Source organism: Streptomyces sp. NPDC058239 (assembly GCF_042882185.1).
GTDB lineage: Bacteria > Actinomycetota > Actinomycetes > Streptomycetales > Streptomycetaceae > Streptomyces.
Genome location: NZ_JBHVWS010000007.1, coordinates 53,848 through 79,566, shown reverse-complemented (window position 1 = coordinate 79,566; position 25,719 = coordinate 53,848). Strand labels below are relative to the sequence as shown.

Annotated in this window: 23 protein-coding genes and 1 tRNA gene; 3 read left to right on the top strand and 21 right to left on the bottom strand. The window is 68.8% G+C overall.

Going from position 1 to position 25,719, the window contains the following annotated elements; all coding sequences use genetic code 11:
• Nucleotides 1-2: 2 nt before the first annotated feature.
• The 21 genes from atpA to ACFVYE_RS11405 all read right to left on the bottom strand — a co-directional run bounded on the left by atpA (nt 3) and on the right by ACFVYE_RS11405 (nt 22,529).
• Nucleotides 3-1,574, bottom strand: coding sequence for a F0F1 ATP synthase subunit alpha (gene atpA, locus ACFVYE_RS11505; protein ID WP_383959660.1), 1,572 nt, complete (start codon nt 1,572-1,574; stop codon nt 3-5).
• A gap of 138 nt (nt 1,575-1,712) precedes the next feature.
• The gene (locus tag ACFVYE_RS11500; protein WP_383959662.1) at nt 1,713-2,528 is read right to left on the bottom strand and encodes a F0F1 ATP synthase subunit delta; all 816 of its coding nucleotides are present in this window, start codon (nt 2,526-2,528) and stop codon (nt 1,713-1,715) included.
• Entirely contained in the window at nt 2,525-3,070 is a 546-nt protein-coding gene (locus ACFVYE_RS11495; protein WP_383959664.1) for a F0F1 ATP synthase subunit B, read from the bottom strand. The genes ACFVYE_RS11500 and ACFVYE_RS11495 overlap by 4 nt, the downstream gene beginning before the upstream one ends.
• Before the next feature lie 43 nt (nt 3,071-3,113).
• A complete protein-coding gene (locus tag ACFVYE_RS11490; RefSeq protein ID WP_383959666.1) occupies nt 3,114-3,353 on the bottom strand; it encodes a F0F1 ATP synthase subunit C in 240 nt (79 codons plus the stop codon).
• 71 nt (nt 3,354-3,424) lie between these two features.
• Entirely contained in the window at nt 3,425-4,261 is an 837-nt protein-coding gene (gene atpB / locus ACFVYE_RS11485) for a F0F1 ATP synthase subunit A (RefSeq protein WP_383959777.1), read from the bottom strand.
• A 210-nt stretch (nt 4,262-4,471) separates the two neighbouring features.
• Nucleotides 4,472-4,909 carry a hypothetical protein gene (locus ACFVYE_RS11480; RefSeq protein WP_383959668.1) on the bottom strand — a complete coding sequence of 146 codons (438 nt, stop codon included), beginning with the start codon at nt 4,907-4,909 and terminating at the stop codon, nt 4,472-4,474.
• A 262-nt stretch (nt 4,910-5,171) separates the two neighbouring features.
• Entirely contained in the window at nt 5,172-6,557 is a 1,386-nt protein-coding gene (locus ACFVYE_RS11475; protein ID WP_389605186.1) for an MraY family glycosyltransferase, read from the bottom strand.
• Between the two features lie 92 nt (nt 6,558-6,649).
• Complete coding sequence (gene glyA / locus ACFVYE_RS11470) at nt 6,650-7,915, bottom strand: serine hydroxymethyltransferase (RefSeq protein ID WP_383959672.1); 1,266 nt, start codon at nt 7,913-7,915, stop codon at nt 6,650-6,652.
• Between the two features lie 156 nt (nt 7,916-8,071).
• Nucleotides 8,072-8,713 (bottom strand): protein-tyrosine-phosphatase, encoded by a 642-nt coding sequence (locus ACFVYE_RS11465; protein ID WP_383959674.1) that lies wholly within the window; start codon nt 8,711-8,713, stop codon nt 8,072-8,074.
• Nucleotides 8,710-9,357 carry an L-threonylcarbamoyladenylate synthase gene (locus ACFVYE_RS11460; protein WP_383959676.1) on the bottom strand — a complete coding sequence of 216 codons (648 nt, stop codon included), beginning with the start codon at nt 9,355-9,357 and terminating at the stop codon, nt 8,710-8,712. Before ACFVYE_RS11460 ends, ACFVYE_RS11465 begins: the two co-directional genes overlap by 4 nt.
• A gap of 64 nt (nt 9,358-9,421) precedes the next feature.
• On the bottom strand, nt 9,422-10,267 hold the full coding sequence (gene prmC / locus ACFVYE_RS11455; RefSeq protein WP_114246669.1) for a peptide chain release factor N(5)-glutamine methyltransferase: 846 nt from the start codon (nt 10,265-10,267) through the stop codon (nt 9,422-9,424).
• A gap of 42 nt (nt 10,268-10,309) precedes the next feature.
• Entirely contained in the window at nt 10,310-11,386 is a 1,077-nt protein-coding gene (gene prfA / locus ACFVYE_RS11450; protein ID WP_383959678.1) for a peptide chain release factor 1, read from the bottom strand.
• 155 nt (nt 11,387-11,541) lie between these two features.
• Nucleotides 11,542-11,766: a 50S ribosomal protein L31 gene (gene rpmE / locus ACFVYE_RS11445; RefSeq protein WP_073214489.1), complete on the bottom strand. Its 225-nt coding sequence runs from the start codon at nt 11,764-11,766 to the stop codon at nt 11,542-11,544.
• A gap of 142 nt (nt 11,767-11,908) precedes the next feature.
• A complete protein-coding gene (locus ACFVYE_RS11440; protein WP_383959680.1) occupies nt 11,909-13,012 on the bottom strand; it encodes an LCP family protein in 1,104 nt (367 codons plus the stop codon).
• Between the two features lie 423 nt (nt 13,013-13,435).
• Complete coding sequence (rho, locus tag ACFVYE_RS11435) at nt 13,436-15,469, bottom strand: transcription termination factor Rho (RefSeq protein WP_383959682.1); 2,034 nt, start codon at nt 15,467-15,469, stop codon at nt 13,436-13,438.
• Nucleotides 15,470-15,862: 393 nt separating this feature from the next.
• Entirely contained in the window at nt 15,863-16,780 is a 918-nt protein-coding gene (gene thrB, locus ACFVYE_RS11430; protein WP_383959684.1) for a homoserine kinase, read from the bottom strand.
• A 380-nt stretch (nt 16,781-17,160) separates the two neighbouring features.
• Nucleotides 17,161-18,231 (bottom strand): threonine synthase, encoded by a 1,071-nt coding sequence (thrC, locus tag ACFVYE_RS11425; RefSeq protein ID WP_383073059.1) that lies wholly within the window; start codon nt 18,229-18,231, stop codon nt 17,161-17,163.
• A gap of 6 nt (nt 18,232-18,237) precedes the next feature.
• A complete protein-coding gene (locus tag ACFVYE_RS11420; RefSeq protein ID WP_383959779.1) occupies nt 18,238-19,527 on the bottom strand; it encodes a homoserine dehydrogenase in 1,290 nt (429 codons plus the stop codon).
• Nucleotides 19,528-19,625: 98 nt separating this feature from the next.
• Nucleotides 19,626-21,017: a diaminopimelate decarboxylase gene (lysA, locus tag ACFVYE_RS11415; RefSeq protein WP_383959686.1), complete on the bottom strand. Its 1,392-nt coding sequence runs from the start codon at nt 21,015-21,017 to the stop codon at nt 19,626-19,628.
• Nucleotides 21,018-21,043: 26 nt separating this feature from the next.
• Nucleotides 21,044-22,039, bottom strand: a complete 996-nt coding sequence (gene nrtL / locus ACFVYE_RS11410; RefSeq protein ID WP_389605181.1) for an ArgS-related anticodon-binding protein NrtL — start codon at nt 22,037-22,039, stop codon at nt 21,044-21,046.
• Between the two features lie 55 nt (nt 22,040-22,094).
• Entirely contained in the window at nt 22,095-22,529 is a 435-nt protein-coding gene (locus ACFVYE_RS11405) for a response regulator (RefSeq protein ID WP_389605179.1), read from the bottom strand.
• Nucleotides 22,530-22,748: 219 nt separating this feature from the next.
• Between ACFVYE_RS11405 and ACFVYE_RS11400 the strand changes: the two genes are divergently transcribed.
• The 3 genes from ACFVYE_RS11400 to ACFVYE_RS11390 all read left to right on the top strand — a co-directional run bounded on the left by ACFVYE_RS11400 (nt 22,749) and on the right by ACFVYE_RS11390 (nt 25,636).
• Nucleotides 22,749-22,820, top strand: a tRNA-Arg gene (locus ACFVYE_RS11400).
• Between the two features lie 341 nt (nt 22,821-23,161).
• Nucleotides 23,162-23,632 carry a GNAT family N-acetyltransferase gene (locus ACFVYE_RS11395; protein ID WP_383959692.1) on the top strand — a complete coding sequence of 157 codons (471 nt, stop codon included), beginning with the start codon at nt 23,162-23,164 and terminating at the stop codon, nt 23,630-23,632.
• A gap of 279 nt (nt 23,633-23,911) precedes the next feature.
• The gene (locus ACFVYE_RS11390; RefSeq protein ID WP_383959694.1) at nt 23,912-25,636 is read left to right on the top strand and encodes an SWIM zinc finger domain-containing protein; all 1,725 of its coding nucleotides are present in this window, start codon (nt 23,912-23,914) and stop codon (nt 25,634-25,636) included.
• The last annotated feature ends 83 nt before the right edge of the window (nt 25,637-25,719 follow it).

Below are 25,719 nucleotides of genomic sequence, written 5' to 3'. Positions count from 1 at the left end.
GATCAGCCCTCGCCCAGGAGCTTGCCGTCCGAGGTCTCGAACTGCTGCTTGAAGGCGGCCACCGCGTCGGCGACCGACTGCAGCGTGTCGTCGGACATCTTGGCGCCCTCGGCGATGCTGGTCAGGAGGTCCTTGCGCTCACGGCGCAGGTACTCCAGCAGCTCGCTCTCGAAGCGACGGATGTCCTCGACCGGGACGTCGTCCATCTTGCCGGTGGTGCCGGCCCAGATGGAGACGACCTGCTCCTCGACCGGGTACGGCTGGTACTGCGGCTGCTTCAGCAGCTCGACCATGCGCTTACCGCGCTCCAGCGACGCCTTCGAAGCCGCGTCCAGGTCGGAACCGAAGGCGGCGAACGCCTCCAGCTCGCGGTACTGGGCGAGGTCGACACGGAGTCGGCCGGAGACCTGGCGCATCGCCTTGTGCTGGGCGGAGCCACCGACACGGGAGACCGAGATACCGACGTTCAGGGCCGGACGCTGGCCGGCGTTGAACAGGTCGGACTCAAGGAAGCACTGGCCGTCGGTGATGGAGATGACGTTGGTCGGGATGAACGCCGACACGTCGTTCGCCTTGGTCTCGACGATCGGGAGGCCCGTCATCGAACCGGCGCCCATCTCGTCGGAGAGCTTCGCACAGCGCTCCAGCAGACGCGAGTGCAGGTAGAAGACGTCGCCCGGGTAGGCCTCGCGGCCCGGCGGACGGCGCAGCAGAAGCGACACGGCGCGGTAGGCGTCGGCCTGCTTCGAGAGGTCGTCGAAGATGATCAGGACGTGCTTGCCCTGGTACATCCAGTGCTGGCCGATGGCCGAACCGGTGTACGGCGCCAGGTACTTGAAGCCGGCCGGGTCGGACGCCGGGGCGGCGACGATGGTCGTGTACTCGAGCGCGCCGGCCTCTTCCAGGGCACCACGCACGGAGGCGATGGTGGAACCCTTCTGACCGATGGCGACGTAGATGCAGCGCACCTGCTTGTTCACGTCGCCCGAGCGCCAGTTGTCGCGCTGGTTGATGATCGTGTCGACGGCCAGAGCGGTCTTACCCGTCTGACGGTCGCCAATGATCAGCTGACGCTGGCCGCGGCCGATCGGCACCATGGCGTCGACGGCCTTGTAGCCGGTCTGCATCGGCTCGTGCACCGACTTACGGACCATGACGCCAGGGGCCTGCAGCTCGAGGGCGCGTCGGCTGTCGGTCGCGATCTCGCCGAGACCGTCGATCGGGTTGCCGAGCGGGTCGACGACGCGGCCGAGGTAACCCTCGCCGACGCCGACGGAGAGCACCTCACCGGTGCGCTGCACCGGCTGGCCCTCTTCGATGCCGCTGAACTCGCCGAGGACGATCGCACCGATCTCGCGCTCCTCGAGGTTGAGGGCGAGACCGAGGGTGCCGTCCTCGAACTTCAGCAGCTCGTTCGCCATGGCCGAGGGAAGACCCTCGACCTTTGCGATGCCGTCGCCGGCAACGCTGACCGTACCGACCTCCTCGCGCGAGGCCGCGTCCGGCTTGTACGACTGGACAAAGTTCTCCAGCGCGTCCCGGATCTCCTCCGGCCGGATCGTGAGCTCCGCCATCTGGGTTCCCTGCTCTCCTTGTTGGGCCCGAAGTTTCTTAAGGGGGTCTGGGGGCCGACCCCCAGGAATCTTCTGCAATTTCTGCACGGCCCAACCGGGCCGCTGGTCTTGCTCTGTTCTGTTGCTGCGCTGCGCTCGTCAGCCGGCCATGCGACGGGTTGCCTCGTCGAGGCGCTCCGCGATGGTGCCGTTGATGACCTCGTCACCGACCCGCACCACGATCCCGCCGAGGACCGTGGGGTCCACATCGAGATTCAGGTGCATCGGCCGTCCGTAGATCTTCGCCAGTGCGGCGCCGAGACGCTGCTTCTGCTGATCGCTCAGCGGCACTGCCGAGGTGACCACGGCGACCATGCGGTCCCGGCGCTCCGCGGCAAGCTTGGAGAGGGACTCGAGTCCCGCTTCCAGGCTACGTCCACGCGGCTGGGTGACAAGCCGCACGACGACGCGCTCGGTGGTGGGCCGTGCCTTGCCGCCGAGCAGGCTGTGCAGCAGCTCGCTCTTGGCGGCGACGGACGCGGACCGGTTGGTGAGCGCGGCGCGCAGCTCCTTGTCGGAGGCGACGATCCGGCCGAACCGGAACAGCTCGTCCTCGACGTCGTCGAGGTCCCCGCTGCGCTGGGCGGCGGTGAGGTCTGCGGTGTTCGCCAGTTCCTCGACCGAGTCGACCAGGTCACGCGACTGCGACCAGCGGGAGCGGACCATGCCGGAGATCAGGTCGACGGTCTCGCCGCCCACCTGACCGCGCAGCAGCCGTCCGGCCAGCTCGGCCTTGGCCTCGCCGGCCTGCGACGGGTCGGTGAGGACCCGCCGCAGTGAGACCTCGCGCTGGAGCAGCGCCGTTACGGCAGCCAGCTCCTCGGCGAGCTTCGCCGCGTCGACCGACGTGTTGTCGGTCAGCGCGTCGAGACGCTCACGTGCGGCAGCCAGTGCCTCGCGGCTCGCGCCGTTCATCGGACAGCCTCGGCCTTCGCCTCGAGCTCGTCGAGGAAACGGTCGACGGTGCCGCTCTGCCGGGCGTGGTCCTCGAGGGACTCGCCGACGAGCTTGCCGGCCAGGTCGGTGGCGAGCTTGCCCACGTCCTGACGCAGCGCGGAAGCCGCAGCCTTGCGGTCGGCCTCGATCTGGGCGTGGCCGGCAGCGATGATCTCCTCGCGCTGCCGCTGGCCTTCCGCCCGCATCTCCTGCAGGATCACGGCGCCCTGCTCCTGCGCCTCCTGGCGCAGGCGCGCGGCCTCGTGGCGGGCCTCGGCGAGCTGAGCCTTGTACTGCTCAAGCACGCTCTGGGCCTCGGTCTGGGCCGCATCGGCCTTTTCGATACCGCCTTCGATGGCCTCGCGGCGCTCTTCCAGAACCTTGTTGATGTTCGGGAGGAGCTTCTTGGCGAGGAAGCCGAAGACGATGAGGAAGGCGATGAGACCGATGACGAGCTCAGGGATCGGCGGGATGAGCGGGTTTTCCGCCTCTTCGGCCGCGAGCTGAACCAGGGGGTTCACATCAGTGCCTTTCGTCTCGGTTTACTGTCCGTCGGCCTGAAGATCAGGAGCTGTAGACGAACGGCATGACCAGACCGATCAGGGCGAGCGCCTCACAGAAGGCGAAGCCGAGGATCTGGTTGGCGCGGATGAGGCCGGCGGCCTCGGGCTGGCGGGCGAGGGCCTGGGTGCCGTTACCGAAGATGATGCCGACGCCGACGCCGGGGCCGATGGCGGCGAGGCCGTAACCGATGGAGCCGAGAGCCTTCAGGTCGCCGGTGACAGCGGCGAGGGTCTGGGACATGCCAGTCTTCCTTCTCTTTCAAGGACCGGTGGGGGTTGGCCACCGGACGAATAAGGCGGAGCGCGAGATGCTCAGTGGTGCTTGGCGAGCGCGCCCTGGATGAAGGTGCAGGTCAGGAGTACGAAGACGTACGCCTGAAGCGCCTGGACAAAGAGCTCGAACGCGGTCATCACGATGACCATCACGAACGAGACGCCGGCGTAAGCGATACCGATGCCGTTGAGCAGGTACCAGCTGGCGATCGTGAACAGCAGCAGGAGGGTGTGACCGGCGAACATGTTCGCGAAGAGTCGCACCGCGTGGGTGAAGGGGCGGACCAGCAGGTTCGAGAAGAACTCGATGAGCATGGCCAGCGGGAGCACCGCGCCGAGCGACTTGTCGTAGCCGGTGATGTTCTTGAGGGCGCCCACGAATCCGTGCCGCTTGAAGGTCAGGCTGACCCACAGGATGTACACGATCACGGCCAGCACGATCGGGTACGAAATGATCGACGTCACCGGGAACTGAGCGACCGGGATGATCGACCAGAGGTTCATCATCCAGACGAAGAAGAACAGCGAGACAACGAGCGGGACGTACTTCTCGCCCTCACGCTTGCCGATCGTCTCGTAGACGATGCCGCGACGGATGAAGTCGTAGCCGCTCTCGGCAACCATCTGCAGCTTGCCCGGGACGACCTTCGGCTTACGGAAGGCGGCCCAGAAGAAACCGACGATGATGATCGAGCCGAGCAGGGCCAGCAGCATCGGCTTGTTGAAGTACAGGTTGCTGTCCGCGTCGCCCCAGAGGGGCTCGAACAGGAACGAGTGCAGGCCGGGTGCCGGGAAACCACAACCGTCGAAGATGTGGCAATCGGTCTCGAAGGCGAGCACCTGTGTCGGGTCAGCACTCACCGCGGGCTCCTTCAGCGTGGCGCATAGGTACGGCAACCTCGTTGTGTCGGCGCGGCGCGCAGCCGCGGTTCGGCACTGGACTGGTGTTACGGATGTGTGAGCGGCAGTCAGGCATTGAGCCTCGCGATCGAGCAGGCGTCAGCTCACATGCCCGCGCCCGCAGTGCCGCAGTTGGAACCGGACGATAGCAGGGTCCTGGACTTGCACTTATTCCGCCCCTACCCTTCACGTCTTCGACCCCGTGTTCTTGGGCTTTTCGCCCTTGTCGGACTCGGGTTCGACGTAAAGGATCTTGGCCTTCATGTGCGCACGCGCCTGTGCGCCGATCCACACGAGGGTCGTCACGACCAGCGTGATCGCGAAGGCCTTCGGGTTGAACAGCGTGGTGTTCTTGAATGCGGCGACAAAAATGAACAGCAGGAGAAGCTGAGCCGTATACAACATCAGCCCCATCGCCTGGAACAGGTGAGGCAGGGACCTCGCGGTCCGTTGCAGGACCATGAGTCCGATCCCCATGAAGAGGATCACCACGATCGTCGCAACGACCGCACCCAGGGCTCCCTTGCCACCGGCAACGCCACCGCTGATGGCGGCGGCAACAGCGCCGGCGACAGCGGTGGGTACGGCGGTCTGGAGGAGAGTCCGGGCGTCGTTGGACGGCATGGCGGCAGCTCCGCTTGCAGGGGGTGGGCAGTGTGTCGTCATGGACGAGCGTAGGCCCGGTCCGAGTCGATGCCTCGGGCCGAGGGACCGTGCTACTCAGATCCTTCGGCTCTGTCACCGGGCTTCGTGAACGGTATCACAAACTATTTGATGAGGTCTTTACCAAGAAAGTGTGCTTGCCGTCACACATGAGAGTGAATCTGCGCGTGTGAGCAAGACAACTCAATACATTGTCTGGTAATGCCCCTCGATGACCGAATCGTCAGTGCGAGGAATCGGCCTTATCTCTGTCCGAAAAACGCGAACGGGGGCCGATGGCAGTCGCCCCGTTGACGCCGGAGACTCCCACGACGATCGGGACCCGCTCCTGGAGCTCGTGCCCCTCCTGCCCCATCTGCGTTTCCAGTAGCCCCTGTTGGGCCTCGTGCGCAGATGAAGGTTCCGCCTCGGGCACCTCGCCCTTGCTGCTGCGACGACGGTAGCGGGGCGGTACGAAGCGTTCCGCCCAGTACGGCGCCCGCGGGGTGAAGCGGGGCATCAGCAGCAGTACAAGGCCCAGCGCGCTCAGCCCCATGACCACCAGCACGATCCACAGGGACGCCGAGTGCACGGAGTAGCCGACCGCGCCGAAGGCGATCAGGGCCGACCAGAAGTACATGATCAGCACGGACCTGCTGTGCGAATGGCCGATCTCCAGCAGCCGGTGGTGCAGATGGCCCCGGTCCGCCGCGAACGGCGACTGCCCATTCCACGTACGCCGCACGATCGCCAGCACCAGGTCGGCGGCCGGGATCGCGATGATGGTCAGCGGCAGCAGCAGCGGGATGAAGACCGGCAGCATCGCGTGGGTGGCCTCGCGCTCACTGCCGGCGAAGAGCTTCATCGTGTCCGGGTCGACCTGCCCGGTGACCGAGATCGCACCGGCCGCCAGCACCAGCCCGATCAGCATCGACCCCGAGTCGCCCATGAAGATCCGGGCCGGATGCATGTTGTGCGGCAGAAAGCCCAGGCACATGCCCATCAGGATCGCCGTGAAGAGCGTCGCGGGGGCCGCCGCCTCGATCATGTGCCCGTACCAGAGGCGGTACGTGTACAGGAAGAACGCGGCGGAGGCGATGCACACCATGCCCGCCGCGAGACCGTCCAGGCCGTCGACGAAGTTGACCGCGTTGATGGTGATGACGACCAGGGCGACCGTGAGCAGCGTTCCCTGCCACTGGGTGAGCGCGACGGTGCCGACACCGGGGATCGGCAGCCACAGAATCGTCAGGCCCTGGATGACCATGACCGCGGCGGCGATCATCTGCCCGCCGAGCTTGATCAGTGCGTCGATCTCGAACTTGTCGTCCAGAACACCGATCAGCCAGATCAGCGCGGCCCCGGAGAGCAGCGCCCGCGGTTCGTTGGAGAGCTGGAAGACGCCGTCGAGGTTGTACAGATGGTCCGCGACGATCAGTCCGGCGCACAGTCCGCCGAACATGGCGATGCCACCGAGCCTCGGTGTCGGTTCTCGGTGGACGTCACGCGCACGGATCGCGGGCATCGCCCCGACCGCGATGGCGAACTTGCGCACCGGGCCGGTCAGCAGATAGGTAACCGCAGCCGTGACACAGAGCGTCAGCAGATAATCACGCACGGGCTGCCCCATAGATTTCGCCGGCCATCTCAGCCCACACCTTAACTACGTCGGGCTCATGGTTGAGGACACGAAGGCCGGACCGATGGTTGCACGGATCACGTCTACCCCGGATAGGGCGGATATTTCCGGGCCAGTTCCTGAACCTCCGCGCGAATGTCGCCCTCCTCACGCACCGCGGCTCCGAAGAGCACGGCCAGCCGTGCCATGTCGGCGTCGTCCATGCCCTGGGTGGTGACCGCCGCGGTACCGAGTCTGATGCCCCGGGCGTCCCCGTACGGAAGCGCGCAGGTGTCCAGCACCAGGCCCGCCCCGGCCAGCCGCGTGCGGGCAGTGGGTCCGTCGACGCCCAGCGGACCCGGGTCCGCGACGATCAGGTGGGTGTCCGTACCGCCCGTGGTGACCTCGAAGCCCTCGGCCTCCAGACCCGCGGCCAGCACCCGGGCATGGGCCACCACACGATGGGCGTACGCCGTGAACGCCGGAGTGGCCGCCTCCCCGAACGCGACGGCCTTCGCGGCGACCGTGTGCATCTGCGCGCCGCCCTGGGTGAACGGGAAGACCGCCCGGTCGATCCGCTCGGCCAGCTCCGCACCGCACAGGATCATCCCGCCGCGCGGACCGCGCAGCACCTTGTGCGTGGTCGCGCAGACCACGTCGGCGTACGGGACGGGACTCGGCGCCGCTCCCCCGGCGATCAGCCCCATCGGATGCGCGGCGTCGGCGATGAGATACGCGCCCACCTCGTCGGCGATCTCCCGGAACAGTTCGTAGTCGGGATGGCGGGGGTACGAGATCGAGCCGCTGACGATCGCCTTGGGGCGGTGCGCACGGGCCAGGGTGCGCACCTGTTCGTAGTCGATCAGGCCGCTCTCGGAGTCCACTCCGTAGCCGATGAACTCGAACCAGCGGCCGGAGAAGTTGGCGGGCGAGCCATGGGTGAGATGCCCGCCGTACGGGAGTCCCATCGCGAGCACCGTGTCGCCGGGGCGCAGCAGGGCCGCGTATGCGGCGAGGACGGCGGAGGATCCGGAGTGCGCCTGGACGTTGGCGTGTTCGGCGCCGAAGAGCGAGGTGGCCCGCCGGCAGGCGATGCGTTCGGCGGCGTCGGCCTGCTCGCAGCCGCCGTGGTAGCGGGCGCCGGGGTAGCCCTCGGCGTACTTGTTGGCGAGCGGTGAGCCGAGGGCGGCGAGGACCGCGGGCGAGGTGAAGTTCTCGGCGGCGATCAGCTGCAGGGTGCTCGACTGCCGGTGCAGCTCCTCCAGCAGCACGGCGGCGATCTCCGGGTCCTCCCGGAGCAGGGCGCCGAAATCCTGCGGCAGGGCGGCCTGGGCGGCGAAGGTGGGTGCGGCAGGAGTGGTGACCGGCATCTGACGGCTCCGGGCCTGGGGAGGGGTGCGCTGGCGTCAGCTCCAATGTAGGCCCGTGACGGGCCCCCTGCCTGCTGTGCGGCGACACCGTACACCCGTTGGGCCCCCTGTACCGGGCTCGTGTGTGCGGCCGTCAGAGTGGCGCAGGCGCAGGCGTCAGTGCGGGGCGGGTACGCCGGTCAGTGCGGTGACGACCGGGTCGAGGGCCTGGTTGATCTCGTCGCCGATGGACCGGAAGAACGTGATCGGGGCACCGTACGGGTCGTACACCTCGTCGGCGTCGGCGGTGGGGGCCAGCAGCCAGCCGCGCAGCGCGGCCGCGGCACGGACCAGTGCGCGGGCGCGCTCGACCACACCCTCGTCGCGCGGGTCGGGCAGCGTGGCGGGGTCTATGGCGCGGACCAGCCGGGTGAATTCCTTGAGGGTGAAGGTCCGCAGGCCGGCCGAGTGACCCATCGAGATCACTTGTGCCCGGTGGTCGCGGGTGGCGGTGAGCACCAGGTCGGCACGGATCACATGCTCGTCGAGCAGTTCCCGGCCGACGAAGCCGGTGGTGTCGGCGCCGAAGTCGGCGAGGACGATCTCGGCGTTGGCCTCCATGGGGGCGCCTTCGTGGCCCCAGGTGCCCGCACTCTCCACGATCAGTCCGCCGCTGAGCTGATCGCCGAGGCGGTCCACCAGGGCGTGCCGGGTCAGCCGCTCGGTGATCGGTGAGCGGCAGACATTGCCGGTGCTGACGTGGAGGATGCGGAAAGTGTCGGCCTGCCCCGCTATGCCACGCCCCTCAGGGGCGGTCAATTGGCCACCTCGAGGTCGGGTACCACCTTGCGGAGTTCCTCGACGGAGAGCGCACCGGCGCGCAGCAGTACGGGGACCTTGCCGGTCACATCGACGATCGACGAGGGCACGATGCCGGGCGTCGCCCCGCCGTCGAGGTAGACGGAGACGGAGTCGCCGAGCATCTCCTGGGCGGCGTCGCAGTCCTCGGGGGCCGGGTGTCCGGTGAGGTTGGCGCTGGAGACGGCCATCGGGCCGACCTCGGTGAGCAGCTCGATGGCGACCGGGTGCAGCGGCATCCGGATCGCGACGGTGCCGCGGGTGTCCCCGAGGTCCCACTGCAGCGACGGCTGGTGCTTGGCGACGAGCGTGAGGGCGCCGGGCCAGAAGGCGTCGACGAGTTCCCAGGCCTGCTCGGAGAAGTCGGTGACCAGTCCGTGCAGGGTGTTCGGGGATCCGATCAGGACGGGCGTCGGCATGTTGCGGCCGCGGCCCTTGGCGTCCAGCAGGTCGGTGACGCCCTCGGTACTGAAGGCGTCCGCACCGATCCCGTACACGGTGTCGGTGGGCAGCACGACCAGTTCGCCGCGGCGGACGGCCGACGCGGCCTCACGCAGACCCGTCGTACGGTCGGTCGCGTCGTTGCAGTCGTATCGCCGTGCCATCAGCCGGCCTCCTCAAGCGTGTACGGGTATGGCGGGTACGGGTCGTGCGGGTGGTGGCCGCCGGTCACGGCATGGCCTTGCGGGCCGTGGCGAACCGCGGCCGGTTGTTCAGGTCGGGATGGTCGGCCGCATCGGCCCAGCCGCGTTCCTCCGTGAAGATCCACGGCACCTGGCCGCCCTGGGTGTCGGCGTGCTCGATGACGACGAGGCCACCGGGGCGCAGCAGGCGGTGCGCGGTGCGTTCGATGCCGCGGATGGTGTCGAGGCCGTCCTCGCCGGAGAAGAGGGCCATCTCCGGGTCGTGGTCACGGGCCTCGGGTGCCACGTACTCCCATTCGGTGAGCGGGATGTACGGCGGGTTGGAGATGACCAGGTCGACCTGGCCGTCCAGCTCGGGAAGGGCCGTGAGCGCGTCTTGGTGGTGGACGGTGACCCGCGACCCCTCGGCGTTCTTCCTGGTCCACTTCACGGCGTCGTCGGAGAGCTCGACGGCGTGCACGCGCGAGCGGGGAACCTCCTGCGCCATGGCCAGGGCGATGGCGCCCGATCCACTGCAGAGGTCGACGATGAGCGGCTCGACGACATCCATCGCGCGGACGGCGTCTATCGCCCAGCCGACGACCGATTCGGTCTCCGGGCGGGGGACGAAGACACCGGGTCCGACCTGGAGCTCCAGGTAGCGGAAGAAGGCGCGTCCGGTGATGTGCTGCAGCGGTTCGCGGGCCTCGCGGCGGGCGATGGCCTCCCAGTAGCGGGCGTCGAAGTCGGCGTCCGGCACATGGTGCAGCTCGCCCCGCTTGACGCCGTGCACGAAAGCGGCGAGCTCCTCCGCGTCGAATCGCGGTGAAGGCACACCGGCGTCGGCCAGCCGCTGGGTGGCCTGGGCCACCTCGGCGAGCAGCAGGTTCATCGCGGTTCTCCGTACGGGGTTACGGGCGGGGCGGGCTTGGGCTTATGCGGCGGCGAGCTTGGCGGCGGAGTCGGCGTCGACACATGCCTGGATCACGGAATCCAGGTCGCCGTCGAGCACCTGGTCCAAGTTGTACGCCTTGAAGCCGACGCGGTGGTCCGAGATCCGGTTTTCCGGGAAGTTGTACGTACGGATCTTCTCGGAACGATCGACCGTACGCACCTGGCTGCGTCGTACGTCCGAAGCTTCCTGCTCGGCGGCTTCCTGGGCGGCCGCGAGCAGTCGCGAACGCAGGATGCGCATGGCCTGCTCCTTGTTCTGGAGCTGGCTCTTCTCGTTCTGGCAGGAGGCGACGACGCCGGTCGGCAGGTGGGTGATGCGGACCGCCGAGTCCGTGGTGTTGACGGACTGGCCGCCGGGGCCCGAGGAGCGGTAGACGTCGATACGGAGGTCATTGGCGTGGATCTCGACGTCGACCTCCTCGGCCTCGGGTGTGACGAGCACACCGGCGGCCGAGGTGTGGATACGGCCCTGGGACTCGGTGGACGGCACCCGCTGCACGCGGTGCACCCCGCCCTCGTACTTCAGCCGGGCCCACACTCCCTGGCCGGGCTCGGTGGCGCCGTTGCCGCCCTTGGTCTTCACGGCGACCTGGACGTCCTTGTAGCCGCCGAGCTCGGACTCGGTGGAGTCGATGATCTCGGTCTTCCAGCCGACACGCTCGGCGTAGCGCAGATACATCCGCAGCAGATCGCCGGCGAACAGCGCGGACTCGTCGCCGCCCGCGCCCGCCTTGATCTCCAGGAGCACGTCCTTGTCGTCGCTGGGGTCGCGCGGGACCAGGAGGAGGCGGAGCTTCTCGGTGAGCTCTTCGCGCTGCTTCTCCAGATCCTTTACCTCGGCGGCGAAGTCGGGGTCGTCGGCGGCGAACTCGCGCGCCGTCTCGATGTCGTCCCCGGCCTGCTTCCAGGAGCGGTACGTGCCGACGATCGGGGCCAGCTCGGCGTAGCGCTTGTTGAGCCTGCGCGCGTTGGCCTGGTCGGCGTGGACCGCCGGGTCCGCGAGCTTCTTCTCAAGATCGGCCTGTTCGCCGATCAGTTCCTCGACCGCCTCGAACATCTTCGGGCTCCTGGTTTCTTCACTCAAACGTGCCTGCTGGACGGCGTGATGCTGTCCGGGCCCGGGTACGCGGACGGCCCGCACCCCGGGCCGGAAAAAAACGCCGGTCTCGGCGCCCCCGGGAAGAGGGCGCCGAAAACCGGCGCAGTGGCTCGCTACTTGCTGGCGGAGCCGGCAGCCTTGCCGAAGCGGGCCTCGAAGCGGGCCACGCGGCCACCGGTGTCGAGGATCTTCTGCTTGCCCGTGTAGAACGGGTGGCACTCGGAGCAGACGTCGGCGCGGATGCTGCCGCCGTCGATGGTGCTCCGGGTCGTGAACGACGCGCCACAGGTGCAGCTGACCTGCGTCTCGACGTACTCGGGGTGGATGTCGCGCTTCAAGGGTTTCTCCTAGGTTCGGGAGGGCGCCGGGTCGTACGCGCGGATTGCGCGTCCGTGAACCGGGGCCGACGTACCAGTCTGCCAGGACCGGCCGTATCTCCCAAAACCGGGGGCGGGCCGCAACTATTCCCGGCCCGCCCTGTCACTGGACGACGCTGCCCGCGACGCCCTTGTCGCCCGCCGACTTCTCGGTGGCGGAGGCGGGGATGGCCTTGTCGTGCTTGAGCGCCGCCCACACCTGCTGGGCGGATTCCTCCAGCGGTACGACGCGGTTCGGGTCGGCCGGGTCGTACTGCACGGGCAGGGTGACCATGTGGACGTTGTTCGAGCCGAGCCCCTTGAGGCCGTTCGCGAAGCCGGTGAGCTGCTTGACCGAACCCAGGTCCGAGTCGGTGGTGACGGCCTTTGTCGCCGTGTCCGCGAGGTCGAAGAGAGTCTTCGGATTCGAGAACACCCCGACGCTCTTGGCCTGTTCCATCAGCGCCTTGATGAACGCCTGCTGGAGCTGGATGCGGCCGAGGTCGCTGCCGTCGCCGACGCTCTTGCGGGTGCGGACGAGGCCCAGCGACTGCTCGCCGTCGAGCGTGTGGGTGCCGGGTTCGAGATTCAGATGGCTCTTGGAGTCGTTGATCGCCTTGGTGGTGGTGATCTCCACGCCGCCGAGCTCGTCGATGAGCTTCTTGAAGCCGGTGAAGTCGACTTCGAGGTAGTGGTCCATGCGGATGCCGGACATGGACTCGACGGTCTTGACCGCACAGGCCGGTCCGCCGACCTCGTACGCCGTGTTGAACATCGCGCGCTGCTCGCCCGCGACGCTCTGCCCCGTGGTGTCACTGGTGCAGTCGGGGCGGGTGATGAGGGTGTCGCGCGGGATGGAGACGACGGAGGCGCTCTTGTGGCCCTCGTTGATGTGCACGACCATCGCGGTGTCGGAACGGGCCGTGCCCTCGTCGGCGCCGTACTTCGAGTTCGCGCCGGAGCGGGAGTCCGAACCGAGCACGAGGATGTCCTCGGAGCCGTTGTCGACGTTGTCGGGGCGGTTCTTTCCGAGCGCCGCGTTGATGTCGACGGCCTTGAGATTGCCGTTGAGCTTGAAGTAGGCGTATCCGAGCCCGCCGCCACCCACGACCACGGCACCGGCCAGGGTCCAGGCGGCGATCACCGTCGCCCTGCGGCGACGGGAAGGCCTCTTCCGGCGTTTGCCGGTGGGGCGTATTCGGCCGCCGCTCCCGCTCTGCTCGGTCATCCGTCTCCTTCTGTCGTCAGCTTCTCCCGGCCAGGGCCTGTTCTGCCCTGATCCGCCGGGCAGGCCCTGGCCCCTGCAGCGGTGTTCGGGCACTGGTTTTGTCGGCTTTGGCGACTTGTTGTCACTTCGTACGACGTCGCGGCACGAAGAAGGGTTGCACAGCGACCTGTCACGTCCACGTGAGAACAAAAGGGACGTGCGACCTCGATGAACAGCTGGTGATCCCGCGCTCACCTGCGGTTTCTTGCCAGGTACAGACATCGTGGTGACCTCTGTCGTCATGGCGGTTGTGTGGCGAAGGTCTCGGATCGGTCGAAAGGGTCGAATCGACTGCGTCACATTCGCGGGCCCTACGACGCAGGGCCGCCCCCGCCACCGGAGTGACGAGGGCGGCCCTGTGATTCAGCCGATCCGGGTACGACGTCAGTCGTTGCCGTTGCCCGGAGCCGGCGTCGTCTTCTGGATCTGGAGCAGGAACTCCGCGTTGGACTGGGTCTTCTTCATCCGGTCCAGGAGGAGCTCGATCGCCTGCTGCTGGTCGAGCGCGTGCAGCACCCGGCGCAGCTTCCAGACAATGGCCAACTCGTCACTGCCGAGCAGGATTTCTTCCTTACGGGTGCTGGACGCGTCGACGTCCACCGCCGGGAAGATGCGCTTGTCCGAGAGCTTCCGGTCGAGCTTGAGCTCCATGTTGCCGGTGCCCTTGAACTCCTCGAAGATCACCTCGTCCATGCGCGAGCCGGTCTCGACGAGCGCGGTGGCCAGGATGGTCAGCGAACCGCCGTCCTCGATGTTGCGCGCGGCACCGAAGAAGCGCTTCGGCGGGTACAGCGCGGTCGAGTCGACACCACCGGACAGGATGCGGCCGGATGCCGGGGCCGCGAGGTTGTACGCACGGCCGAGGCGGGTGATCGAGTCCAGCAGGACGACCACGTCGTGACCCAGCTCGACGAGACGCTTGGCGCGCTCGATGGCCAGCTCGGCGACGGTGGTGTGGTCCTCGGCGGGACGGTCGAAGGTCGAGGAGATGACCTCGCCCTTCACCGACCGCTGCATGTCGGTGACCTCTTCCGGACGCTCGTCGACCAGGACGACCATCAGGTGGCACTCGGGGCTGTTGACCGTGATCGCGTTGGCGATCGCCTGCAGGATCATGGTCTTGCCGGTCTTCGGCGGGGCCACGATCAGGCCTCGCTGGCCCTTGCCGATCGGTGCGACCAGGTCGATGATCCGCGTCGTCAGGACGTTGGAGTCCGTCTCCAGACGGAGCCGGTCCTGCGGGTAGAGCGGGGTCAGCTTCTGGAACTCCGGGCGGCCTCGGCCGGTTTCGGGCGCCATGCCGTTGACCGAGTCGAGGCGGACCAGCGCGTTGAACTTCTCGCGACGCTCGCCGTCCTTGGGCTGGCGCACCGCACCGGTGACGTGGTCACCCTTGCGCAGGCCGTTCTTGCGGACCTGGGCGAGCGAGACGTACACGTCGTTCGGGCCCGGCAGGTAGCCGGAGGTCCGGATGAACGCGTAGTTGTCGAGGATGTCCAGGATGCCCGCGACGGGGATCAGGACGTCGTCGTCGGAGACGGGAACCTCGCTGGCGAAGTCCTCGCGGCCACGGCGGCCACGGCGGTCGCGGTAGCGGCCGCGACGACCGCGACGACCGCCTGCCTCGTCGTCGTAACCGTCGTCCTGCGGGCCGCCGCCCTGCTGACCCTGGCTCTGGCCCTGGCCCTGGCGCTGCTGGCGCTGGCCGCCCTGCTGGCCCTGGCCACCGCCCTGCTCGTCGCCCTTGCCGCGGCGATCGCGCTGACGGTCGCGGCGCTCCCCGCGCTCGCCGCGCTCCTGACGGTCGCCCCGCTGGCCCCGGTCCTGGCGGTCGCCCCGGCGGCCCTCGGCCGTGTCGGCGGCGGCTTCGGCCTTGGCGTCGGTGCGGTCGTCGCCCTTCGGCTCGGCCTGCGTCTCCGCCTTGGCCTCGGCGGCCGGCTTGCTCTCCGCCTTGCTCTCCGGGCTGCCCGCCTGAGCGGTCGCACGGCGCCGACGACGCTCACCCGTGGGCTGGTCGTCGCTGGCCGGCTGGCCGGGGATGTCGATCTGCTGCTGCGCGGCAGCCTTCTCGGCGGGCGCGGCGGCCGCGGACTCGTCCCCGGTGCGCGCCTTGGAGGTGGCACGGCGCTTCGGCTTGGTCTCGGCATCCGCGGCGGGCGCGGCGGCCTTGGGCGCGGCGGAGCTACCGGCCTGCGCCTCCTTGATGACCTCGATCAGCTGGCCCTTGCGCATCCGCGCAGTGCCCTTGATGCCGAGGCCGGACGCGACCTGCTGCAGCTCGGCCAGGACCATGCCGTCAAGGCCGGTGCCGGAGCGGCGGCGCCGTGCGGTGGTGCCAGTGGCAGCACCTTCGGCGGGCGCGGCGCTGTCGACGGTCTTGTCGGCAGTCACGCCCATCAGATCGGTGGTGTCGCTCACGAAGGGTCCTTCCCTGGAGCGGACGTCGGCCTTCTGGCTCGGCGACCGGTTGTGCTGTCCGACTGCGGTCTGTGATCTTGCGGATCGCGGACCGTGCCGGGGCGGTGGTCCGCCGGGTACGGCGGAGAGATGAAGGTGTGCAAAGGTCCGGCGCGAGCATCCCCCTGCTCGGCCCACTCCTGGACAAGCGAGGGGTGTCGTGCCGGTTCCGGAGCGTGCACGAAACTGCTCAGGCAGGCTGCTCAGGCAGTTGGGGAGGCTCCCGGAAGAAATGGTGGTCCCGGAAAGGGACACGAAGCAACGCGCCACATAGACGTCGGTTGCAGACTTGAGGTTAACACTACCGGCTCCAACAAACATTCCCCCTCTCACTCACCGGCAATCACTTCTCGGCTACGGGGCGAGCGGCAGCACACTCGCACCCGGGGCGTCGAGAGTGAGCCGATTGGCCGCCCATCCCTCGCCCGCCAGCTGTGCGACCTTGTCGGCCGCACCGTCCTCGGCCAGTGCGAGCACCGTCGGCCCGGCACCGGAGATGACTGCGGGGACGCCGTCGGCGCGCAGTCGGTTCACGAGTTCCACACTCTGCGGCATCGCCGGGGCTCGGTACTCCTGGTGCAGCCGGTCCTCGGTGGCGGTGAGCAGCAGCTCGGGGTGTCTGGTCAGGGCCTCGACGAGGAGCGCGGAACGGCCTGCGTTGAAGGCGGCGTCGACATGCGGGACCATGCGCGGCAGCAGTCCGCGGGCGGTCTCGGTCAGGACCGGCTTACTCGGGACGAAAACCACCGGAACGATGGAATCTGCGGGATCCATCCTGATGGCGCGGGCCGATCCGCCGTCCATCCAGGCAAGTGTGAACCCGCCGAGCAGGCAGGCCGCGACATTGTCGGGGTGGCCCTCGATCTCGGTGGCGAGCTCCAGCAGCGCGGCGTCGTCGAGCCGGGCGTCACCGCCGGTCGTCACGGCGCGGGCGGCGACGATGCCGGCACAGATGGCGGCGGAGGAGGAGCCGAGGCCGCGCCCGTGCGGGATGCGGTTGGCACAGACGATCTCCAGGCCGCGGGGCTGCCCGCCGAGCAGGTCGAAGGCCGTGCGCAAGGAGCGTACGAGGAGGTGGCTCTCGTCGCGGGGCAGCGTGTCCGCACCCTCACCCGCGATGTCGATGTGCAGTCCGGAGTCGGCCACGCGGACGACGACGTCGTCGTACAGCCCCAGCGACAGGCCGAAGGCGTCGAAACCCGGGCCCAGGTTGGCGCTGGTCGCAGGGACGCGCACCCGGACGGCGGCGGCTCGGAAGGCGGGACCGGCCATCGCTTAGACGACTCTCCTTGTGAGACAGCGGGGGTGGTGAAGCGTTTTCTCGATGCTGGCGGGAGGTCGTGGCGGCGGGGAGTGGGGTTCCGGGGAAGCCGACGGCCACAACGGCCCTTGCACCGCGGCAGATGCGGCGGGGCGGGTTGGGTACAGCTTATCGAAGGAAGGTTCTGTGGCGACATAGGGCGCACAGGAGGCGCACGATGCGTGTCGCCCGCCTCCTATGCGCTCTCCGCCCCGAAAAGGGGCGGTTGAGCTGGGTTCCTACCGACAGATGAACGGGGCTCCTGCCGGCGGTGGGCCGGGCCCCGCGGGCAGGGGTGCCGGGCTCTCACCGACAGCCGATCGGCCCGGCTCCCGCCGACCGGCCCCAGGGCTTACGCGAGGCCCAGCTTCTCGGCGGCGGTGGCCGCGTCCACCGGGACCGTGACCGGCTGCGGAGCGCCCGCGACGGCCCAGTCGGGGTCCTTGAGCCCGTTGCCGGTGACCGTGCAGACGATCTTCTGCCCCGGGTCGACCTTGCCCTCTTCGGCGGCCTTCAGCAGACCGGCGACGGACGCGGCCGAGGCGGGCTCGACGAAGACGCCCTCCCGGGAGGCCAACAGCCGGTAGGCGGCCAGGATCTGGCGGTCCGTCACCTCGTCGATGAAACCGCCCGATTCGTCCCGGGCGTCCAGCGCGTACTGCCAGGAGGCCGGGTTGCCGATCCGGATCGCGGTGGCGATGGTCGACGGGTCCTTGACGATCTCGCCGCGGACGATGGGCGCGGAGCCGGAGGCCTGGAAGCCCCACATGCGCGGGGTGTGCGTGGACATGCTGTCGCCCGCGTACTCCTTGTAACCCTTCCAGTACGCGGTGATGTTGCCCGCGTTGCCGACCGGGAGGACGTGGATGTCCGGGGCGTCGCCGAGTGCGTCGACGATCTCGAACGCGGCGGTCTTCTGTCCCTCGATACGGACCGGGTTGACCGAATTGACCAGCGCCACCGGGTAGTTGTCCGAGAGTGAGCGGGCCAGCGTCAGGCAGTCGTCGAAATTGCCGTCGACCTGGAGGATCTTGGCGCCGTGCACGAGCGCCTGGCCCATCTTGCCGAGCGCGATCTTGCCCTGCGGCACGAGGACCGCGCAGACCATGCCGGCCCGCACCGCGTACGCGGCGGCGGAGGCGGAGGTGTTGCCGGTGGAGGCACAGATGACGGCCTGTGCGCCCTCCTCCTTGGCCCGGGTGATCGCCATCGTCATACCGCGGTCCTTGAAGGACCCGGTGGGGTTGGCGCCCTCGACCTTGAGGTGCACCTCGCAGCCCGTGCGCTCGGAGAGGACCTGAGCGGGGACGAGCGGAGTACCGCCCTCACGGAGCGTGACGACCGGCGTCGTGCTCGTGACCGGAAGACGGTCCCGGTACTCCTCGATGATGCCGCGCCACTGGTGGGTGCCCTTGCTGGTCATGGGTCCTTACTCCCCTTCAACACGCATGATGCTGGCGACACCGCGCACGGTGTCGAGCTTGCGCAGCGCTTCGACGGTCGCCGAGAGGGCGGCGTCGGGCGCGCGGTGGGTGACGACGACGAGGGAGGCCTCGCCATCCTTGCCCTGCTGACGGACCGTATCGATCGATACGCCCTGTTCGGCGAAGACCGTCGCGACCTGGGCGAGTACGCCAGGCTTGTCGGCCACGTCGAGGCTGATGTGGTACCGCGTGACGACGTCGCCCATGGGGCTGACCGGCAGGCGCGTGTACGCGGACTCGCCGGGACCTGTGGCCTCGTTGAGTTTGTTGCGGCAGACCGCGACGAGGTCGCCGAGGACCGCGGAGGCGGTCGGCGAGCCACCGGCGCCGGGACCGTAGAACATGAGCTGTCCGGCCGCCTCGGCCTCGACGAAGACCGCGTTGTACGCCTCACGGACAGAGGCCAGCGGGTGGCTCAGCGGGATCATCGCCGGATGCACGCGCGCGGTGACGGACTGTCCGTCGGCGGCACGCTCGCAGATGGCGAGGAGCTTGACGGTGCAGTTCATGCGGCGGGCGGAGGCGATGTCGGCGGCGGTGACCTCGGTGATGCCCTCGCGGTGCACATCACCGATTCTGACCCGGGTGTGGAAGGCGATACCGGCGAGGATCGCGGCCTTGGCGGCGGCGTCGAAGCCTTCGACGTCGGCGGTCGGGTCGGCCTCGGCGTATCCGAGGGCGGTGGCCTCGTCGAGCGCCTCGGAGTATCCGGCTCCGCTCGTGTCCATCCGGTCGAGGATGAAGTTGGTGGTGCCATTGACGATGCCGAGGACCCGGTTGACCTTGTCGCCGGCGAGGGATTCGCGCAGCGGCCGTACGAGCGGGATGGCGCCGGCGACGGCGGCCTCGTAGTAGAGGTCCCGGCCGTACTGCTCGGCGGCGGCGTGCAGAGCGGCGCCGTCCTCGGCAAGCAGCGCCTTGTTGGCGGAGACGACGCTCGCGCCGTGCTCGAAGGCGGTGGTGATGAGGTTACGGGCGGGCTCGATGCCGCCGATGACCTCGATGACGACGTCGATGTCGCCCCGTTTGACCAGGGCGGTCGCATCGGTGGTGATCAGTGCGGGGTCGATCCCCTCCCGCACCTTGGAGGGCCGGCGGACGGCGACACCGGCGAGCTCGATGGGCGCGCCGATGCGCGCGGCGAGGTCGTCGGCGTGCGTCGTCATGATGCGCGCCACCTCTGAGCCGACCACTCCACAGCCCAGCAGCGCCACCTTCAGCGGACGCGTACGCATCATCCGACCTCGTTTCCTTTACATCTGATGTGTGGACCAGTCTCACTCACCGGACGGGAGTTTCTGCCACTCGTCCGGATCCTGAGACATCTATTTCATCAGCCGACATCGAGACGCAGGAGATCTTCCTCCGTCTCGCGCCGGACGATCACTCGCGCCTCCCCGTCGCGCACGGCGACGACGGGCGGGCGCAGGGCATGGTTGTAGTTGCTCGCCATGGAGCGGCAGTACGCACCGGTGGCGGGCACGGCGATCAGATCGCCGGGCGCCAGGTCGGACGGCAGGAAGGCGTCCTTGACCACGATGTCGCCGCTCTCGCAGTGCTTGCCGACGACACGCACGAGCATCGGCTCGGCGTCGGAGGTGCGCGACACGAGCGCGACGCTGTACTCGGCGTCGTACAGCGCGGTGCGGATGTTGTCCGACATGCCGCCGTCGACGCTGACATACGTACGCAGCCCCTCCAGGGGCTTGATGGTGCCGACCTCGTACAGCGTGAACGCGGTGGGGCCGACGATGGCGCGCCCCGGCTCGACGGAGATCCGCGGGGTGGCGAGCCCGGCCGCCTCACACTCACGGGTGACGATGTCGCCGAGCGCCTTGGCGATCTCGTGCGGCTCGCGCGGGTCGTCCTCGGAGGTGTAGGCGATGCCGAGACCGCCGCCCAGGTCGATCTCGGGCAACTCGATGCCGTGCTCGTCGCGCACCTCGGCGAGCAGCTGCACCACGCGCCGGGCGGAGACCTCGAAGCCGGCCATGTCGAAGATCTGCGAGCCGATGTGCGAGTGGATGCCGATGAGTTCGAGCCCGTCGAGGGTGAGCGCCCGGCGCACCGCCTCGGCGGCCTGTCCCCCGGCCAGCGCGATCCCGAACTTCTGGTCCTCGTGTGCGGTGGCGATGAACTCGTGGGTGTGCGCCTCGACGCCGACGGTCACCCGGATCTGTACGCGCTGCCGCTTGCCGAGCCGCTGCGCGATGTGCGCGACCCGGGCGATCTCCTGGAAGGAGTCGAGCACGATCCGCCCGACGCCGACGGTGACCGCCCGCTCGATCTCCGCGACGGTCTTGTTGTTGCCGTGGAAGGCGATGCGTTCGGCGGGCATACCGGCGTCCAGTGCGCAGGTCAGCTCTCCCCCGGAGCAGACGTCGAGGTTGAGCCCCTCTTCCTTGAGCCAGCGCACGATCGCCCGCGACAGGAACGCCTTCCCTGCGTAGAACACATCGGCGTCGCGTCCGAAGGCGTCGGCCCAGGCCCGGCAGCGGGCCCGGAAGTCGCTCTCGTCGAGGAAGTAGGCGGGGGTGCCGAACTCCTCGGCCAGTCGCGTCACTTCGATCCCGCCGACGGTGACCGCACCGTCCTCGTTGCGGGCGACGGTACGGGCCCAGACCTTCTCGTCCAGGACATTGAGATCGGCGGGCGGGGCCGTGTAGTGCCCCTCCGTCATGACATCGGCGTGGCGGGGCCCGGCGGGGTGTGCGGATCGGCTCATCGTGATGCTCTGCTCTCTCGGGTCTCTCAGAGGACTTCGGGTGCGCTGATGCCGAGCAGGGACAGGCCGCCTGCCAGCACCGTCCCGGCGGCTTCGGCGAGGGCGAGCCGGGAGCGGTGGGCGGCCGAGGGTTTCTCGTCACCGACGGGGAGCGGGGCGGCGCAGTCGTGGAAGTCGAAGAAAGCCTGCGCGAGCGCTTCCAGCTGCCGGGCGAGCCGGTCGGGCTCACGGTGGCGGGCGGCGGCGGCGAGCACACCGGGATGGTCTGCGAGGAGTGCACCGAGCACGGGCGCGTCCACGCTCTCCTCGTAGGCGCCACAGAACCCGAGCTGCTGAGCGTTCCGGCTCAAGGCCCGGGTCCGGGCGTACGCGTACCGCACCCGGAACAACGGATTGCTCTCCTGCTGCACGAGGAGCTCATCGCTCCCTGTGCACCGGGCCCGGTCGTGCGGGGCGGCCCGCAGCAGTGCCCAGCGCGCGGCGTCGCTCCCGAGCCGCGCGAAGAGATCGCGGTCCGCGGCGGGCACGGGCACCACATGCAGCGCCTCCCCGCCGGCCGCCCGCGCCCCGACTTCCGCCCCCTGAGACCGGAGCAGCCGCTCGACGGTCCCGGTGACGACACGGGCGCGCAGCTCCTCGACGGGTACGAACGAGGCGGATACACCGGCGAGGGCGTCCCCGTGCCCGTACTCGGTACCGCTCGCCTCAATGGCGCCGACAAGGACGGCCAGGCCGTCGTCACCGTCCAGGATGAAGTTCAGGAACCCGGGCCCGGTGACCTCGACACCACTGATCCCCGGTGCCCCCTGCACCCGCTCCCGAAGAATCTCGGCCACTTCCCTGGCCGACAGCGCGGCGGGCCCGGCCAGCTGGAGGGCGACGGCAGTGGCGTAGTCCCCGTGCCCGCCCGGCCGTGTCCGCTCCACTCGCACGCGCGCGGGCACGGGCGCGCGCAAGGCGTCCTCGTCGACCGCGCGACGCACGGCGTGCAGCACGGTCCTGGAGAGATCGGCGGGGGTCACAGGACAAGCGTATGGGAGGAAGGGGGGCACCCCGCGACCCGGTTTCGCCATGCGGTCACCCTGCGGCGCTCTCCGCCCTCCCGGCACCGTGTCTGCCGTCGACCGACGGCGGGTCCTCCCTGTCCATCAACTGCCGTACGAGCCGCACCAGCTCGCTCGGCTCGAAGGGCTTCGCCAGGAACGCATCGACGCCTGCGGCGACCCCGCTGTCCACCTCGTAAGGCGTACACGCACTGATGACCGCCACGGGCAGATGTCTGGTCCGCGGATCGGAACGCAATCTGGTGGCGGTCTGCAGACCGTCCAGCCGGGGCATGACGACATCGAGTGTGATCACGTCGGGACAGACCTGATGCACCAGATCCAGACACTCGACACCATCGGCCGCGGTCACGACCTCGAAGCCCTCAAGCTCAAGATTGACCCTGATCAACTGCCGGATGACCTTGTTGTCGTCGACAACAAGCACGCGGCCACAAGCCCCTGACACACTCCGAGAGTAGGCGGGGCGTAGGGGCTGCGTCCGGGTTTTGCCTATTTCCGACCCCGGACGAGTGGCGCAGGGGGTGGCCGAATACACCCAGGACCACCCCTACGGCCCCCTCTGCGCGGCCCGTACCGCCGCCTCCGACAGCACGGAAATACCTGTTCACGGACACCCTGCGGAAGCTGGTAGTGTTTCCTCCGTCGCCGCGTAACGCAGCGATACGCCCCCGTAGCTCAGGGGATAGAGCATCGGCCTCCGGAGCCGTGTGCGCAGGTTCGAATCCTGCCGGGGGCACTTCGATTGAAGTGCCTGAAGACCCCGTCACCAGCGGAAACGCTGAGGCCGGGGTCTTCGCGTATGCGCAGGCGTGTGCAACGCCGAGCGGCCCTGGGGCGAGGTCTGTGGACTATTCGCGGACAGGATCTTGGAGTGTCTGCCCAGGTCGAAGCGGCTGCCTCGGACGCGGGCACCGCCCGGCGTGCCAGTCCCGCTCCAGATCCGCTGCGTCGAATACGCTGCGAGGACGTCCAACCCGACGTCCTTGATATTGCGTACACACAACGGACTACCGCGCGGCGGCGGCTCTTCGCGTCGGCCCGGATGTCGCAACTGCCGAATGCGGGAAGGGGTGTGGCATGAGGTCCCCAGGCGTGCAGCTGCGGGAGATCACCGACGACAACCGGGATGCCGTTCGTGCCCTCCGCGTCCGACATGGCCAGAAGCAGTTCGTCGCCTCCGTGTCCAAGTCGCTCAAGGAGGCGACGAAGAAACCAGAGGCCAATCCCTGGTACCGCGCCCTGTACCGCGACGACGAGCCAGTCGGCTTCGTGATGCTGTCGTGGAAACCGCCGGCTGGTCCTTACAAAGGGCGGCACTTCATCTGGCGCCTCCTCGTCGACAAGCGGTACCAGGGGCGAGGGATCGGCCGAGAGGCGCTCACGCAGATCACCGCCCTGGTTCGCGCGGACGGCGCCACCGAGCTGCTGACCAGCTACGAGCCCGGCGACGGCGAACCGTGGCCCTTCTATCAGAAGTTCGGGTTCGAGCCCACCGGGGAGATCGACGACGGCGAGATCGTTCTGCGGCTCACCTTCCCCACTCGGTGAGCTCATACGGAAAGCGATCGCCCCCAGGTGAACACGGAACGCGACGCGGCAGGTGCGGCTGGCGACCAACGGCCGATGACGCGCGACTGAAACACGACGAAGCCCCCCGGTCAACGGCGTAGTGCATGCGAACCAGGGGATCCGCCGTACCCCGGAGCTCCGCCGCCACTTCCCCATTACCCATGACCTCGAAGCGCAGCAGCACCACGGACACGGCCCACAACTCCCCTACGGCGCCCTGCCATGTCTGTGTCTCGGCAACACCACCGAGATTCCTGGATGCCGCAGAGCGATGCTCCCGCCCTGCGGTTGAATGACCGTGTGTCACGGAAGACAGGATTCGACGAGAACGACCTGCGTGCGCTGGCCGGTTCGCGCTCCTTCGAGCGAGGCCAGGGATACGTGGATGCGGTGACTGCCATGGAAGTGGGCGACGGCTGGATCACGGCCACGGTTCATGGGACGGACGCGTACGCGGTGGAGCTGTCCCTCGGTGGACCCGGCAGGCTGGGTGGGGAGTGCGACTGCCCGTACGGCATGGAAGGCAACTTCTGCAAGCACCTGGTCGCACTCGGCCTGACCGCGCTCGGCGAGGCGGCTGAGCTGCCGCGGCAGCGCAGCCGAGCCCGGAGTCGGGCGCGGAAGCTGGACGTGTGGCTGGCCGGACTGTCCAGGGACGAACTCCTCGCCCTTGTCCGGGAACAGATCGCGGAGGACCGGCAGGTTCGCCGCCGCCTGGAACTGCGGGCGGCGAGCGCCGGCGGAGACCTGGAGGAGGTCCGTACCCGGATCCGTGAACTCCTCGATGTCACCCCCTTCGCGCGGTACGGATACGTCGAGTACGCCGATGCCCGCGCGTATGGCGAACAAGCCGCGCAGGCGGTGTCCGCGATCACCGCGCTGATCTCCACCGGGCGGGCCGAGGACGCGATCCACCTGTCGCGGGAGGCGCTGCAACTGCTGAGCGAGGCGCAGGACGGCATCGACGACTCCGACGGGCAGCTGAGCGAGGTCGGGGCCGCTCTCGCCGAAGCCCATCTCGAAGCGTGCCGTACGGCTCGTCCGGACCCGGACGAGACCGGGCGGTGGCTGGTCCGGCATGTGCTCAGTGACCTGGACGACCTGACCGGCATCGACCCGCTCGACTACGCGGATGTCCTCGGAGAGCAAGGCATGGTCACCGTACGGCAGCTGGCTGTCGAGGCGTGGCGCGGCAACCGCACCGGGTGGGCGGAGAAGTACCTGATGGAGCGGCTGGCCAGGGCGGGCAATGATGTGGACACCGTGGTCGCCGTTCACGCGGCAGACCTCGCACCCGACGGCAGCACCCACTTGGTCATCGCCCGCGAACTGGACACCGCGGGCCGGCCCGACGAGTCCCTCCGGTGGGCGGAGCGCGGCGTCGAGGAAGCGTCCGGCCCCGTCACTCCCAAGATCGCCTTGGTGGACTACCTCTGCGACCGTTACGCCCGCGCGGATCGGCTCTCCGACGCCGTCGCCCTGCGCCGCGTCGTCCTCGCCGCGCACCGTTCCCTGGCCGCGTACCAGCAGTTGCGTACGGTGGCACAGGCGGCCGGCTGTTGGCAGATGGAGCGCGAGCCGGCTCTCGCGCTGCTGCGGGCCGATGCACAACAGCGGCAGCAGTCCTGGTACGGCGGGCCTGTCCTGATCGACGCCCTGCTCGACGACGAAGACATCGCCACCGCCTGGCAGGCCGCGGCCGAGACCGGTGCCCACGACCGGCAGTGGCTCGCCCTCGCCGACCAGGCACGCGCCTCTCGTCCCTCCGATGCGCTCCGCGTCTACCTGCGCCTGGCCGAACCTCTTACGAAGCAGACCGGCAACACGGTCTACGAGCAACTGACCGGCCTGCTGTTGAGCATCCGCGACTGCCACCGCCACCTGGGCACCGAGGACGAGTTCACGTCGTACGTCGCTGCCCTGCGAGCCGCCCAGAGGCGCAAGCGGAATCTCATGCGGCTCCTCGACCAGCACGGCCTGTGACCCCGCCGGCCGCACGAACACCTGTGGGCACGGAGGACGGAATACCTCAGTCTGATGCGACGGACGAGCGACTGCCGGTCGGC